13 protein-coding genes are annotated in these 14,102 nt (G+C 72.4%); 6 read left to right on the top strand and 7 right to left on the bottom strand.

Features of this window, described 5'->3' with window-relative positions; all coding sequences use genetic code 11:
* Window positions 1-199: 199 nt before the first annotated feature.
* Together DVS28_RS22985 and DVS28_RS22980 are read right to left on the bottom strand one after the other, a co-directional pair.
* Window positions 200-2,731: a WD40/YVTN/BNR-like repeat-containing protein gene (locus tag DVS28_RS22985; protein ID WP_114593539.1), complete on the bottom strand. Its 2,532-nt coding sequence runs from the start codon at window positions 2,729-2,731 to the stop codon at window positions 200-202.
* A gap of 122 nt (window positions 2,732-2,853) precedes the next feature.
* Window positions 2,854-3,558, bottom strand: a complete 705-nt coding sequence (locus tag DVS28_RS22980) for a hypothetical protein (protein ID WP_114593538.1) — start codon at window positions 3,556-3,558, stop codon at window positions 2,854-2,856.
* 81 nt (window positions 3,559-3,639) lie between these two features.
* Here DVS28_RS22980 and DVS28_RS22975 point away from each other — a divergent pair, with 81 nt between their 5' ends.
* Window positions 3,640-4,341, top strand: a complete 702-nt coding sequence (locus DVS28_RS22975; protein WP_114593537.1) for a hypothetical protein — start codon at window positions 3,640-3,642, stop codon at window positions 4,339-4,341.
* Window positions 4,342-4,406: 65 nt separating this feature from the next.
* On the opposite strand, the gene DVS28_RS22970 is transcribed toward DVS28_RS22975, so the two are convergent.
* A complete protein-coding gene (locus DVS28_RS22970) occupies window positions 4,407-4,913 on the bottom strand; it encodes a CarD family transcriptional regulator (RefSeq protein ID WP_114593536.1) in 507 nt (168 codons plus the stop codon).
* Window positions 4,914-4,993: 80 nt separating this feature from the next.
* Here DVS28_RS22970 and folP point away from each other — a divergent pair, with 80 nt between their 5' ends.
* The gene (folP, locus tag DVS28_RS22965; RefSeq protein ID WP_216826238.1) at window positions 4,994-5,857 is read left to right on the top strand and encodes a dihydropteroate synthase; all 864 of its coding nucleotides are present in this window, start codon (window positions 4,994-4,996) and stop codon (window positions 5,855-5,857) included.
* A 10-nt stretch (window positions 5,858-5,867) separates the two neighbouring features.
* Window positions 5,868-7,367: an acyl-CoA synthetase gene (locus DVS28_RS22960; RefSeq protein ID WP_216826237.1), complete on the top strand. Its 1,500-nt coding sequence runs from the start codon at window positions 5,868-5,870 to the stop codon at window positions 7,365-7,367.
* A gap of 24 nt (window positions 7,368-7,391) precedes the next feature.
* Here the strand turns inward: DVS28_RS22960 and DVS28_RS22955 are convergent, their stop codons facing one another.
* Window positions 7,392-7,859 carry a hypothetical protein gene (locus DVS28_RS22955; protein WP_114593535.1) on the bottom strand — a complete coding sequence of 156 codons (468 nt, stop codon included), beginning with the start codon at window positions 7,857-7,859 and terminating at the stop codon, window positions 7,392-7,394.
* A 115-nt stretch (window positions 7,860-7,974) separates the two neighbouring features.
* Here DVS28_RS22955 and DVS28_RS22950 point away from each other — a divergent pair, with 115 nt between their 5' ends.
* Together DVS28_RS22950 and DVS28_RS22945 are read left to right on the top strand one after the other, a co-directional pair.
* On the top strand, window positions 7,975-8,565 hold the full coding sequence (locus DVS28_RS22950) for an acyltransferase (protein WP_114593534.1): 591 nt from the start codon (window positions 7,975-7,977) through the stop codon (window positions 8,563-8,565).
* Complete coding sequence (locus DVS28_RS22945; RefSeq protein ID WP_114593533.1) at window positions 8,565-9,572, top strand: Gfo/Idh/MocA family protein; 1,008 nt, start codon at window positions 8,565-8,567, stop codon at window positions 9,570-9,572. Before DVS28_RS22950 ends, DVS28_RS22945 begins: the two co-directional genes overlap by 1 nt.
* A gap of 40 nt (window positions 9,573-9,612) precedes the next feature.
* Here the strand turns inward: DVS28_RS22945 and DVS28_RS22940 are convergent, their stop codons facing one another.
* Window positions 9,613-10,632 (bottom strand): TIGR03617 family F420-dependent LLM class oxidoreductase, encoded by a 1,020-nt coding sequence (locus DVS28_RS22940; protein ID WP_216826236.1) that lies wholly within the window; start codon window positions 10,630-10,632, stop codon window positions 9,613-9,615.
* A 35-nt stretch (window positions 10,633-10,667) separates the two neighbouring features.
* Here DVS28_RS22940 and DVS28_RS22935 point away from each other — a divergent pair, with 35 nt between their 5' ends.
* Window positions 10,668-12,395, top strand: a complete 1,728-nt coding sequence (locus DVS28_RS22935) for a glycosyltransferase (protein WP_114593531.1) — start codon at window positions 10,668-10,670, stop codon at window positions 12,393-12,395.
* Between the two features lie 63 nt (window positions 12,396-12,458).
* Here DVS28_RS22935 and DVS28_RS22930 read toward each other — a convergent pair whose 3' ends face one another.
* Both DVS28_RS22930 and DVS28_RS22925 read right to left on the bottom strand, forming a co-directional pair.
* A complete protein-coding gene (locus DVS28_RS22930) occupies window positions 12,459-12,932 on the bottom strand; it encodes a hypothetical protein (protein ID WP_164710921.1) in 474 nt (157 codons plus the stop codon).
* A gap of 120 nt (window positions 12,933-13,052) precedes the next feature.
* Window positions 13,053-14,090: an alcohol dehydrogenase catalytic domain-containing protein gene (locus tag DVS28_RS22925; RefSeq protein WP_114593529.1), complete on the bottom strand. Its 1,038-nt coding sequence runs from the start codon at window positions 14,088-14,090 to the stop codon at window positions 13,053-13,055.
* Window positions 14,091-14,102 lie beyond the last annotated feature (12 nt).

Genomic DNA, 14,102 nt, shown 5'->3' with positions numbered 1-14,102 from the left:
GCCGGTCGTGCGGCCTCACCCGCTCCAGAGGCGGTCGATCGCACACGCCGCTGCCGGCCGTGCGAAGAATCCCGCCGGACAAGCCCCCGATCGCACACGTGCCCCGTCCGGTCCCGCCGACCCCATGGGGCCCACTCCGGCCTCGTCGCCGTCCGGCCCTGTTCCCTCCGAACGGGACGTCGCGTGGAGTGACGTCCCGTCAGTCGTGCAGGGCAAGCTCGAGCCCGACCGCCTGATCGCCCGGCAACGTCGTCCGGCGGATGCCGTGGCCGAACGTAGCTGCGGTCAGGGTGTTGGTGCCCACGTGGTGGCGCAGCTCGAGCACCGGGACGGCCGGCAGGTCGCCGACACGCAGCCAGGAGTCGCCGCCATCGGTCGACAGGAAGACGCCGACGTCGGTAGCCACCATCGGGTCGCCGTCGACCAGGATCACGTCGTTGATCGGTGCGCCGGGGAGGTCACCGGAGACGTTGGTGAACGTGTCGCCACCGTCGGTCGTGCGGAACAGCTGCGCACCCTCCTCGCCCTGGCGAAAGCCCGAGTAGGCCACCCACGCCGTGTTGCCGGTCGGGTCGGCGGGGTCTGTGGTGATGGCGGTGATCCAGGTCCGCTCGGGCAGGCCCAGGTCGCCGTCGTTGTCGGTCGTGGTCGTCGTGTCGCCGTCGTCCACCAGCGTCCAGCCGTCACCGTTGGCCTGCATCGCGCCACGGCTGACCGGCGGCAGGGTCGAGGCGGAGTGGGTGACCCACAGCCGTCCCTCGTCGGTGCCGACCCAGACGGTGTCGCCGTCGGGGTGGGTGGCGATCGTCGTCACGACCCCCCGCAGACGGTAGCCGGTGTTGGGGTCGGTCTGCTCGGGCTGGGACGACAGGTCACCCGAGATCGTGGTGAACGCCGTGCCCTCGTTGGTCGAGCGGTGCAGCTGGGCCCCAGCGGTGTAGATCGTGTCGGGGTCGGTGGGGTCGAACTGGATGTCGGCCAGCCAGCCGTAGCGGTCGCTGGGCATCCGCATGCCGCCGACCAGCAGGGGTGCGCCGGCCTTCGCGCGACCGCAGCCGCCGTACTGCGAGCAGTAGTACGTCGTCGTCGGGTCACCCGGATCGACTCGCGTCACGATGCCGTCACCGCAGAAGCCGTACTTCATCCACGCGGCGCTGCCGGCCTCGACGTCGCCGACGTGGTGCATGCACAGGTTGTCCTGCAGTCCCGTGACGACGTACTGGGCGGTCTGCTCGTCGACGTCGACGGAGTAGTGCTGCGTCCAGCCCTGCGAGACGCCGGTCACCCAGGTCCCGGCGGCACCGTTGGCCGCCGAGCGGTAGACGCCGCCGTCGTTGCCGAGGTAGACCAGCCCGGGCACGTCGGGTGACCACACCATGGCGTGCTGGTCGGAGTGCACGATGGCCTGGTTGGCGCCGGTGACGACCAGCGCGGTGGTGTTGGACTGGGGGAGGAAGGTGCTGCCGCCGTCGAGGGACTCGATGACCTCCAGCCCCGCTGCGTACAGGTGGTCGGCGTTGCGGGGGTCGACGAAGATCCGTGCGAACCACCAGCCGTAGGAGGAGTTGTTGGCGGCCAGCCCGAACGGCTCGCTGCGGGTGAACGACCGGCCGCCGTCGTCGGAGCTGAACCACGCCCCGTGGGTGCCGTCGAGGGTGTTGGCGATCATCGCGTAGACGCGGCTGGGGTCGGAGGGGGCGAACGCCACGCCGATGCGGCCGGTCTCCTCACCGGGGGTGTAGAGCCGGTCCTCGAGGTCGTTGCGCGTCCGGTCGCCCTCGTCCAGGGCGATGTCGGTGACGTGCGCCCACGTGGTGCCGCCGTCCTCGGTCAGCCACACCGACGAACCGGGGCCGGCGTAGACGCGCTTCTCGGGGGTGCGGTGGTGGTCCCACATGGCGACGAGGATCCGGTCGGAGTCCGACGGGTCGACGGCCACGTCGACCGCGCCGGTGGTCTCGCGGTTCGGCAGGACCGTGTCGGCCTGGGGGAAGATCAGCTCCCACGTCTGGCCGGCGTCGGGGGAGCGGTACAGGCCGCGCTCGCCGCCGGGCACGAACAGGTCACCAGCGGCTGCGGCGTACACCGTGTCGCCGTCGCTGGGGTCCACGACGATCCGGCCGAACGCGCCGGACTCGGGCAGCCCCGACAGCTGCCAGCTGGCGCCGTCGTCGCGGGAGACGTACAGCCCGGTGCCGCCGTAGACGACCGAGCCGCCGCCGGGGTTCGCTTCACCCGTGCCGACGTAGAGCGTCCCGTCGGGGCCGGCGGCCATGGCGCCGAGGGCCTGGGTCAGCTCGGGGTCCCACCGCGGGGAGTAGGTGCTGCCGGCGTCGGCGGAGTGCCACACGCCACCGGAGGCCGTGGCCACCCACACCTCGTCGGGGCGACCGGGGACCAGCGCGAGGTCCACGACACGGCCGCCGATCTCGGTCGGGCCGAGCAGGTCCCACTCCAGGCCGGCCACCGCCGGGTCGATCGCACGGGTCCGCTCGGCGATCGCGGCGGACTCCGCCAGCGTGCCGGCGTAGTCGATGCTGGCGCCCTCCACCCCGCGCTGGGAGTCGAACCACTCACCCGGCGCCTGGAGGGGCGGCAGGTCCAGCCGTGGGTCGGCGAGCGGGGTCGCCTGGCCACGGGGGAGGAGGGTCGTGACGGCCAGCCCGAGCACCAGCAGCGCGATGGCGGCCAGCGCGGTCAGGGGACGACGAGGGGAGAGGAGGCTCTGCATGGCCGTGGGGTTCGCCGCGGACGGCCCGAACTCCTGCCCCGCAGGCCCCGATCGTGCCGATCATCGCCCCACCGCGACGCAGGCCCCGATCGCGCCGACCGGGCGGGGGACGGGCGAACCCCTCAGGCGCGGTCGGGCCAGCGGGCGATCAGGCTGCCCACGCCGTCGACCACCTGATGGGTGACCCGTTCGGCCGGGCCGGACAGGCCGACGGCGACGGCCAGCGCGGGGACGCCGCGTGCTGCGGTCCCCTCGGCGTCGGCCACGAGCTCGGCTTCGAGCACCCCTGCCCGCACGCCTGCCACGACGGCGTGGTCGTACGCTGCGGCACGCTGCTCGCCGACCGAGGGGCGAGGCGGCTTGGGGCCGTGTCCCGCCGACAGGTCGCCGGCGACCACGAGGGCGTCGACCCCGTCCAGTCCCGCAAGCCACGCCATGGTCTCGGTGACCCCGGCGCTCGAGGCGGGCAGGCCGACGGCGATGACCGACCCAACCCCCTCGACCCGACCCACGGCGCAGGCCAGGACCGCGAGGTCGGCGCCCGGATGGGCCTCGACCACCGGCAGGCCCTCCGGTGCCCCGTCGACCCGGGTCGTGGCCTCCGGCAGGCCGAGCCCACCCAGGTGCACGACACCGTCCGGTGGGTACAGAGACACCGCTCCGTCGTCGGCAGCGGGGTCCGCAGCCATCACGACCACCACACCGGCCACGTCGGCCAGGACGCGTTCGACCTCGTCGCGCAGGGAGTGGATCGCGGCATCGCCGCCGGTGCGGACCGACGGCAGCACGAGGGCGGTGGACGGGATGGCGACGACGAGCACGGTCACGACGGTAGCCGAGGTCCCGGAAGGAGTGGACACGGGTGATGTCGAACGTGGAACCGAACCCGATTCACGAAAGGTCGACCGATGCGAACCATCCGACTGCTCCTTGCCGCTGCCCTGCTCGCGGCGATGATCGCCGTCCCGGCGTCCGCCGACGTCGAACCCGCGGTGGCACAGGCCATCTCGGGCTCCGTCCTGGTGCCCAACCCGACCAAGGCCGCGCAGCCGGTGACCCGACACACCCGCTCCGCCATGTTCGTCGGCCCCGAGGCACAGGGCGTCGTCAGCTGGTTCTTCGAGGTCGACCCCGCGACCGTCGGGGGCACCTTCGAGCTGACCTCCAGCGTCGATGCCGACCTCGACATCATCTTCTACTCCGACCCGGGCGGGCTGAACGCAACCCCGACGGCATCCGGCGAGTTCGTCGGCACCGGCGTCGACGGTGAGGCCGGCATCATCCCCCTCGGCTCGACCCACGCCACCATCTACCCGGCGTCGGGCGCCAACGTGCCCTTCGACTACGCCGGCTTCGAGGCACAGCAGGTCCTGCTCAGCGGCGACCTCGACGTCGAGATCCGCTCCGGCCAGCGCCTCGTCTTCGTCAACGACACCGACCAGTACGGCTTCGTCCGTGGCGAGAAGTTCTCCTCCGGTGACGGCCCGGCCTCCGGCATGCCCGCCGGTGCCACGTTCACCTACGACGGGGCCACCGCCCTGTTCGGCACGGTCACGATCCCCTACGAGACCCACATGGGGTCCGGGACCATCACCGTCACCACCGGCTGAACGACCCCGACAGCAGGACGGCCGACCCCACGGGGTCGGCCGTTCGTCGTCCGGGGAGAGGCGGGTCAGGCCTCCGCGTCGGCCTCGGCCTCGTCGGTGGCGGTGGCGCGTTCGATCAACGAGGCCGCCTCCTCCTCGGTGACCTTCAGGGCGATGGCCAGCTCACCCGCAAGCTTCGCGGTGGCCGACCGGAGGTGGTCCTTGTCGCGCATCGCCAGCGGCTTGTCGCGGTCCTCGCGGAGCGCCTGCAGGCTGCGGACGATCTTGGCCAGCGCCGCGGCGTCACCGTCGAGCAGCCGCTTCTGGTTGCGACGACGTCGGGCGGAGTGTCCCGGGTCCTTCAGGGGGTCCTCGGCGAGCAGCTCGAGGATCGCCTCGGCGTCCTCCTCGCTGATCGGGTCGCGTACGCCGACCGCCTCCACCTCGCTCGTGGGGATGAGGATGCGCATGTCGCCCACCTCGATCGTGACGTACTCCACGGGGCCGTCAGGGGTGTCGCGCATCTGCACAGCCACGACACGGCCGGGACCGTGGATCGAGTGGACGACATCGTCGCCGGGTTCGAGTGCCATACCTTCCCAACCTACGGCGCGTCCGACGGTTCGCTCTGCTGGCTGCGCCGAAAACGGGTCGGGCTGGCAGGATGCGGGCCATGCTGCTGCGACTCGGCGCCACCACCCTCGACCTGCACCGACGCATGGCCGTGATGGCGATCGTCAACCGGACGCCCGACTCGTTCTACGACCGCGGGGCCACCTACGCGCTGGAGGCCTCCGTCGACCACGCCCTGGCACAGGTGGAGGAGGGGGCGGACCTCGTCGATGTGGGCGGGGTCAAGGCCGGTCCGGGTGAGGACGTCGACACCGCCGCCGAGCTGGACCGCATCGTCCCCTTCGTCGAGGCGTTCCGGCGGCGCAGCGACGCCCCGCTGTCGATCGACACCTTCCGGGCCGAGGTCGCCGACGCGGCCCTGTCGGCCGGGGCGGACCTGATCAACGACACCTCGGGCCTGTCGGACCCCGACCTCGCCGGGGTCGTCGCCGCGCACGACGCCGCGCTGGTGGTCATGCACTCCGGCGGCGACATCCGCCAGCGGCCGATGCGCAACCACTACCACCCCGACGTGACGACCGTGGTCCGCGACGAGCTGGCGCGGCTGCTGGACCGGGCGACCGCCGCGGGGGTGGACCGCGACCGGATCGTGGTCGACCCCGGCCACGACTTCCGCAAGAACACCCTCCACTCCCTGGAGGTGACGCGGAACCTGCCGGTCCTGGCCGAGCTCGGCCGACCGGTGCTGGTCGCGCTGTCCAACAAGGACTTCATCGGCGAGTCGCTGGACCTGCCGCTGGCCGAGCGGGTCGACGCCTCCATCGGGGCGGCGGTCGTCAGCATGACGCTCGGCGCCCGCATGGTGCGGGTCCACGAGACACAACGAACCGTCCGCGCCGTGCGCATGGCCGAGGTCATCCTCGGCTGGCGCGACCCGGTGCGGACCGTCCGCGGACTCGCGTAGGGGAGGGCTCGTGACCGACCACACCCCAGGGTTGCTGTGGGAACGCGCAGCCCAGCACGCCGACCGGACCGCGATCGTCGACGGCGGACGGACCCACGACTACGCCGAGCTGCTTGATGCGTCCAGCCGCGTCGCTCACACCCTGCTGGACGGCCGCTCCGACCTCGACGGCGAACGTGTGGCCTTCATGGTCACCCCCTCGTTCCAGCACGTGGCCGTGCAGTGGGGCATCTGGCGTGCCGGTGGTACGGCCGTTCCGCTGTGCCTGTCCCATCCGCCCGCCGAGCTCGCCTACGTGCTCGACGACGCGGACCCGACCGTCGTGGTCGGCGAGGCTGCACACGCCGGCCTGCTCGAGCCGCTCGTCGAGGACCGGGGCCTTCGGTGGCTCCGGGTCGACGACGCGCTGCAGGGTGCATCCGGCCCGCTGCCGACCGTGCCGCTGGACCGTCCTGCGCTGATGATCTACACCAGCGGCACGACCGGTCGGCCAAAGGGTGTGGTCAGCACCCACGGCAACCTGGAGGCGCAGATCGGCTCGTTGGTCGAGGCGTGGGCGTTCTCGTCCACCGACCGAACCGTGCTCGACCTGCCGCTGCACCACCTCCACGGGATCCTCAACGTGGTGGGCTGCAGCCTGTGGGTCGGGGCCACCGTCGAGATGCACGCGCGGTTCGACGCCGCCGCGACGTGGGAGCGCCTGGCCAGCGGCGACCTCACGCTCTACATGGCCGTGCCCACGATCTACCGGCGGCTGATCGATCACTGGACCGCCGCAGGACCAGCCGAACGCGACCGGCTGACCACCGGGGTCCGCGGCCTGCGGCTGATGGTCTCGGGGTCCGCCGCGCTCCCCGTGCCCACGATGCGTCGCTGGGAGGAGATCAGCGGACACACGCTGCTCGAGCGGTACGGCATGTCCGAGCTCGGCATGGCCCTGTCGAACCCGCTGCACGGCGACCGGGTGGCGGGAAGCGTCGGATTCCCCATGCCGGGGGTGGAGGTGCGCCTCGTCGACGAGGACGGCGTCGAGGTCGAGGGGCATCTGCCCGGGGAGATCCAGGTGCGCGGCGACACCGTGTTCCTGGAGTACTGGCGTCGGCCCGAGGCCACGGCCGCGTCCTTCACCGATGACGGCTGGTTCAGGACCGGCGACATCGCCACGCGCCGGGACGGCCGCTATCGCATCCTGGGCCGGAGCTCGGTCGACATCCTCAAGACCGGCGGGGAGAAGGTGTCGGCCCTCGACGTCGAGAACGTCCTGCTCGGCCACCCCGGGGTCGCCGAGTGCGCCGTCGTCGGGCTGGCCGATCCGGACTGGGGACAGCGCATCGTTGCCGCCGTGGTCCCGGTCGAACCGGATCTGGACACCGATGCGCTGCGGGAGTGGTGCAGGGGACACCTCGCCCCGTTCAAGATCCCGAAGTCCATCCATCTGGTCGACGCCCTGCCGCGCAACGCGATGGGCAAGGTCGTGAAGGCAACGGTCGCCGACCAGCTCGAGTCGTGAGCCCCGTTCCGGGAAGAACCCTGCCTAGAAGGGGAAGGAGGAGATGCTCAGGTCGAGGGTCAGGCTGTCGGCCGGGGTCCCGATGAACGCGTAGATCTCCTCCACGTTGATGGTCCTGCAGTGACCCATGGACAGGCTCGCGGTCTCCCTGGTGTCGGACGCGTTGTAGGTGACGCCGTTGACGATCATGTCGTAGTCCGTCAGGTCGTCGAGGATCCCGTTGGTCCACGACAGGGTCACGGTCACGGTCTTCTTGACGTTCTCCTCCACACCGGCGAGGTCGACCAGGTAGCTGCCGCCCGAGACGGTCTGCACGTCGACGAGGGGCAGCCCGATCGGGGTGTCGACGTCGGCGGTGACCCCGTCGGCCGTCGTCACGACGGGCAGGTTGTTGGGGTTGGCGCAGGGGGCGTTCAGGACGGGGTCGGCCGTCGCAGGCAGGGCGACGGCCAGGACGGCGAGGATGGACAGGGCAAGGGTGATGGAGCGCATGGACGGCCTGTTCGCCGCCGTAGGGCGGGTTTCCTCTTCCCACAGCAAGGATCGAGACAGTGATCGCCGCGGCCTCACCCCGGCCCGTGTGCGCAGGTCGTAGGATCCGGCGACCATGCGGATCGACCCAGACGCCACCGTTGCCGAGGACGCCCAGATCGGCGAGGGCACCATGGTCTGGGGCCTCGCGCAGGTCCGGGACGGGGCCCGGCTGGGCAAGGAGTGCATCGTCGGACGAGGGGCGTTCGTCGACACCGGGGTGGTGCTCGGTGACCGCTGCAAGGTGCAGAACAACGCGCTGCTGTACGCGCCGGCGACGCTGGAGGACGGGGTGTTCATCGGCCCCGCCGTGATCCTCACCAACGACCTGCGACCGCGGTCGATCTCACCCGACGGCCAGCTCAAGCGCGGCTCGGACTGGGCCGCTGCCGGCGTCACCATCCGCCACGGCGCAGCCATCGGTGCCGGCGCGATCGTCGTCGCCGGCGTCACCGTGGGACGCTGGGCCATGGCCGCTGCCGGCGCAACCGTGGCCAAGGACGTGCCCGACCACGCGCTGGTCGCGGGGGTCCCGGCGCGTCAGCTCGGCTGGGTCTGCGCCTGCGGCGGGCGGCTCGACGTCGACCCCGAGGACGGCCGCTGGACCTGCCGAGAGGACGGCACGGTCCATCGCCTGACCGACGGCACCATGGCCGCGGAGGGCTGATGGTGCTGCGAGCAGGCGTGATCGGGTTGGGGACCATGGGCCGCCACCACGTCCGGGTGCTGCGCACCATGGACGGGATCGACTTCGTCGGGGTGGCCGACCCGTCCGGTGACCCGCACGGTGCAGCCCAGGGCGGTCGGGTCTTCATCAGCGACGAGCAGCTCATCGAGGCCGGGCTGGACATGGCGGTCCTGTCCGCGCCCACCGAACATCACGAGCAGGTCGCGATGCGGCTGGCCGAGGCCGGGATCCCCACGCTGGTGGAGAAGCCGTTGGCCCACACCCTCGATGCGGCGACAAGGATCACCGAGGCGTTCGAGGCCGCCGGGTTGGTCGGCGCCGTCGGCCACATCGAACGGTTCAACCCGGCGCTGCAGGCGATGCGGACCAAGCTGGAGGACGGGCTGCTGGGCGAGCTCTACCAGATCGCCACGCGCCGTCAGGGCCCGTTCCCCGTCCGCATCATGGATGTCGGCGTCATCCTCGACCTGGCCACCCATGACGTCGACCTGACGGCCTGGGTCGGCGGGTCGTCGGTGGCGGCCATCAGCGCACGGACCGCCCACAAGACCGGTCGGCCGCACGAGGACCTGGTCGCCGCCACCGGCGTGCTGGCCGACGGCACGGTCACCAACCACCTCGTCAACTGGTTGTCGCCGTACAAGGAGCGCGAGATCGCCGCCCTCGGCGAGGCCGGCGCACTGATCGCCGACACCGTGACCGCCGACCTGACCTTCCACGCCAACGGCTCGGAGGTCAACGAGTGGGAGGAGCTGACCCGTTTCCGGGGCGTCTCCGAAGGCGACGTGATCCGCTACTCGATCCCCAAGCCCGAACCGCTGATGACGGAGATGCTGGCCTTCCGCGATGCGGTGCTGGGAGAGCCGGCCGACATCGTGACGATGCGGGACGGCCTTGCCGCCGTTCGGGTTGCCGAGGCGATGCGGCTGTCGGCCAGCGAAGGCGTCACCAGCTACCTGGAGGACGACGAACCGACCACCGCCTGATCATCCCGTGGACGAAGCCGCCCGCTGGCCCGGGTCGGTGTCAGGCGTCGGCGAGGACCTCGCGGACGTGGGTCAGGTGCGCGTCGGACAGGCCGTAGGCCTCGCCGAGCTGGATGCGATCGGCTGCGCCGCCGAACCGTTCGACGATGGCCTCGCCCAGCACGTCGGGGTCCGCCACGATGGCGAAGGCGTCCACGACCTCGTCGTCGATGACCTCGGGCATCCGGGCCCAGCCGTCGTTGCGGGACAGGCGATGCAACTCCTCGCCCAGCTCGCCCCAGCCGTGGGCCTCCAGCACCGGCCTGTACGCAGGGGTCGAGCCGTAGAAGCCGATCTGCTGCAGGACCGCCTGACGGGCCCCCGCCCGCTGCTCGTCGGTGTAGCCGGTGATCACGAAGGGCGGCAGCACCACCTCGACGTCGGCGCGGGTCCGGCCCTCCACACGCCCGACGCCCTCCTCCACCGCGGGCAGGGTCGTCTCGGTGAAGTAGGTGGCGGTGGTGAAGCCGTGACAGATGATGCCGTCGGCGACCTCGCCGGCGACGCGGGTCATGCCCGGTCCGACGGCGGCCAGCCACACCTTCGGGGTGACCGGGTTCGGGGGCGGCGTGAACATCGGCGTCATGATCGAGTGGGTGTAGTACTCGCCGCGGAACGCCAGCTCCTCCCCGTCGTTCCAGCACGACCAGATGGCGTGCAGCGCCTGGACGAACTCGCGCATCGCCGCGGCCGGCCGGTCCGGCCAGGTCTGGGAGAACCGCTTGGTGATGTGCGGCTTGATCTGGGACCCCAGCCCCAGCAGGAACGGCCGCTCGCCCAGCGCCTGCTGGATGTTGTGCGCCGACTGGGCGACCGTCATCGGGTTGCGGGCGAAGGCAACGGTGATCGCCGTGCCCAGCTGGATCCGCTCGGTTGCCACCGCCGCCACGGCGCAGGGCAGGAAGGGGTCGTACTGGACCTCGGAGGTCAACCAGGCGTCGTAGCCGCGCGACTCGGCGGTGCGGACCACCTCGCCGATGTCGGTGAGCGGATGGCCGTAGGTGATGGTGTCGAGCTTCACGGCCGACACGCTAGAGGACCGACGAGACTGCAGGCATGTCCCGCACGTCGCCCCCACCGGCACCGCTGCTGTCGGCCGCCATCATCGTCCGCGACGAGGAGGCGGTCATCCAGCGGTGCCTCGCCTCCCTGGAGGGCGTCGTCGACGAAGTGGTCGTGCTGGACACCGGGTCGATCGACCGGACCGTCGAGCTGGCCCGGGCGACCGGTGCCCGGGTCGTGGAGGGCGAGTGGTACGACGACTTCGGCAGGTCGCGCAACGAGGTGCTGGACCACTGCACGGGCCGTTGGGCGGTGGTCGTGGATGCCGACGAGGTGCTGTTCGTGCACGACGTTGCGGGCCTGCGACGGACCCTTCGGCGTTCCCGGGCAGACGCCCTGCAGGTCACCGTCGACAGCTACCGGGACGAGGTGGGCACGGTGGGCATGTCCCACCAGAGCCTGCGGGTCCTGCGGCGCCGCCGGATCCGCTACGAGGGTCGGCTGCACGAGGAGGTCCGTCCCAACCGGTCGGATGCGACCCTGCAGGTGGAGCGGACGTCGCTGGCCACGATCGGGCACTGGGGCTACATCCAGCGGATCGTCGACGAACGCGGCAAGACCGAGCGCAACATCCGGATCTGCGAGGCAGCGATCGCCGACGGCGCCGGGCTGCGCGGCGTGGTCGACCTGGGCCGCACCCTCGCGGCCGCCGGACGGATGGAGGAGGCGATGGTGCGCTTCGAGGAGGCCCGCCACGCCGACGACGGGTTCGTCCGGCGGACGGCGCTGGCCCACGGCGCCGCCGCGCTGGTGGCGCTGGGCCGTGCGGAGGAGGCGTTGTCGTGGGTGGACGCGTTGCAGGACGCGTCGCGGTTCGCCGGCGCTGTCGACGTGGTCCGGGCCGAGGTGCTGGTGGCGCTCGGACGGGTCGACGCGTTCGTGGCGGCCTACGAGTCGGCGCTGGCCGCGGCCGCGGGGAACGCCGGCGTCGTGCCGCACGACGACGGCGTGGGGGCGGCGGCCGAACGCGTCCGCGCCGACCTCGGGCTGGCGCTGCTCGATGCCGGCCGGACCCGCGAGGGCGTGGCCCATCTGCTGGAGGCCGCAGGTGAGGGGGCGATGCGGATCTGGCCGCAGCTCGTCGCCGCGTACCACGAGCTCGGCCAGCTCGACAGGGTGGTCGTGCTGCTGGACCTGGTCGGCGACGTCGACCGCTGCCGGCTGGTCCTGGCCGAGCTGGCCGCAGCCCCCGGGCCCGGCGTGTCGGAGCTGCTGGAGGGGCTCGACGAGGCGTACCCGGGCAGCGCCATGACGGTGGCCTTCGCGCCGCTCGTGTCCGACCAGCTGCACCTCGAGCAAGCAGTCAAGTGGTCTGCCCGCGCTCGCGCCGCGGGGTTGTCGGCCCACTGCCCGCTGGCCAACCGGGTGTCGAGCGAGACGCTGGACGCCACCGATCGGCTGCTGAGCGCCGCGGTGCTGGTCGAGCTGTTCGACGACGATCGTGGTCGCCACGGGGTGGAGGCCGTCGCTGCCGTGGTCGACCCGGCCCTGTTCGCCGGCTTGGTGGAGCTCGTGGGTCAGCTGGCCCCGGCGGCGCTGGAGCTGCTGGTGCTGTCGGCGGTCACCAACCCGGCGCGAGGGGTGGCCATGGCCAGGGCACTGGGGTCCCACGGTGAGCGGGACGCCGCCCGCGAGATCCTGGCCCACGGGTTGACGCTGGGCCACGTCGATCCGGCCCTGCGCGAGGAGGCCGAGGCGCTGCGGGCCGAGCTGGCCCCCTGACCCGCGTGTCGGGTTGTGGGCCGCCCGTCGTGATCGCCCGACAAGCGTCGGGGTTGGGCTGGGTCAGCTGGCGGCGAAGAGGGTGGGGCCGGCCGAGGTGCGGGGTGCGGGGGCGGTGATGTCCAGCGACAGCAGCAGGGTCGGGGCCTCCATGCCGGGGAGGGGGAGGCGTCGCCCGCCGTTGGGGTCGTCGACGGGCAGCGTGCGGCCGACCGCGCGCAGGTGGTCGTCGAGGCGGGTGACCAGCACGTCGAGCTGGCCCGCGATCCAACGGGCCTCCGACGGCTCCTGTCCGGCGACCGGCAGACCCGACGGCACCGACCCGTGGCGGGTGACGACGGAGACGACGTGCCAGCCGGAACGCTGGGGCTGGTGGCTCACTGCCAGGCCCGTCGCGTCGGGGTGGTGCCTGGCGACGAGCCTGCCGATCATCTGCAGCAGCACCTCGGCCGCGTCGCCGTGGGCGTCCATGCAGCGGCCCTCGGCGTCGGCCAGCGCGAGCGTCAGGTCGGTCGGCATGGCGGGGGCGGCAGACATCGATGGCTCCGGTCGGATCGGGCACACGATCGTAACCGTCGCCGCATGCACCCTGCCGGGCCGACCGTCCATCCGCCCCGTCCACGGACCGGCCCCCCTCGCGCCCTGGACGGTCGAGGATCAGGGCGCGAACGTGACCTTGACCATCCGGTCCTCGCGGGCGGCGAACCGGGCGTAGGCCTCGGGGGCGTCGGCCAGTGGCAGGCCCGGATGGGTCACGACCTCCTCGACCGGCAACCGGAGGCTGCCCGCGGTGATCGCCGGCAGGACCTCCTCCAGCATCGCCCTGACCGGGGCACGGCCCGCCCGGATTGTCAGGTTTCGGTCGTAGGCGGTGACCGGAGAGATGCCGAACGCCTCGGCCGTCTGCACCGCGATGATCGACACGATGCCACCGGGGCGGACCATCGCGGCGGCCAGCCGTTGCGCGGACGGGGGCCCGGCGGCGTCGATCACGGCGTCCAGCCCCGCAGCGACGAGGCCCTCGTCGTCCGGTGCGCTCGTGCTGGCCCCGAGGCGATCGGCCGCAGCCCGGCGCGAGGGCACCGGGTCGACCGCAACGACGGCCGACGCACCCAGCGCGAGACACGACGCCACCGCGCACAGCCCGACCGCGCCGAGACCGATCACGCCGACGCGGGCGCCGTCGGCAACCTCGGCCCGACGGGCGGCGTACCAGGCGGTCGGGGCGTTGTCGGCCAGCAGCACCGCGGCGTCGTCGCTGATGTCGCCCGGGCGATGGACGAGCGTCCCGTCGGCCAGCGGCACCCGCAGCAGCTGCGCCTGCGCGCCGTGCAGCCCCTCGGCGGGCCGGCCGGGCGGGGCCCACCCGAGCAGCTGGCCGTGCACGCACCGGGCGGTCAACCCCTCCCTGCACGGGCCACAGCGTCCGCACGAGGTGGTGAAGCAGGCGATGACGTCGTCCCCGGGTGTGACCGTGCGGACGTCGGCGCCCACGGCGACGACTCGGCCGACGGCCTCGTGCCCGCACACGACCCCGGCCGCAGCGGGTTCGGTACCGGTCCACGGGTGCAGGTCCGAACCGCACAGGCCGGCACGGGTCACCGCGATCACCGCGTCGGTCGGCTCGACCACCCGCGGGTCGGGGACCTCTGCGACCTCGACCCGTTCGGGACCCTGGAACACCACTCCGCGCACCGTCGTTCCTCC

Origin of the sequence: Euzebya pacifica, assembly GCF_003344865.1 — a bacterium.
Lineage (GTDB): Bacteria > Actinomycetota > Nitriliruptoria > Euzebyales > Euzebyaceae > Euzebya > Euzebya pacifica.
This window is presented reverse-complemented; position numbering and strand designations above follow the sequence as displayed.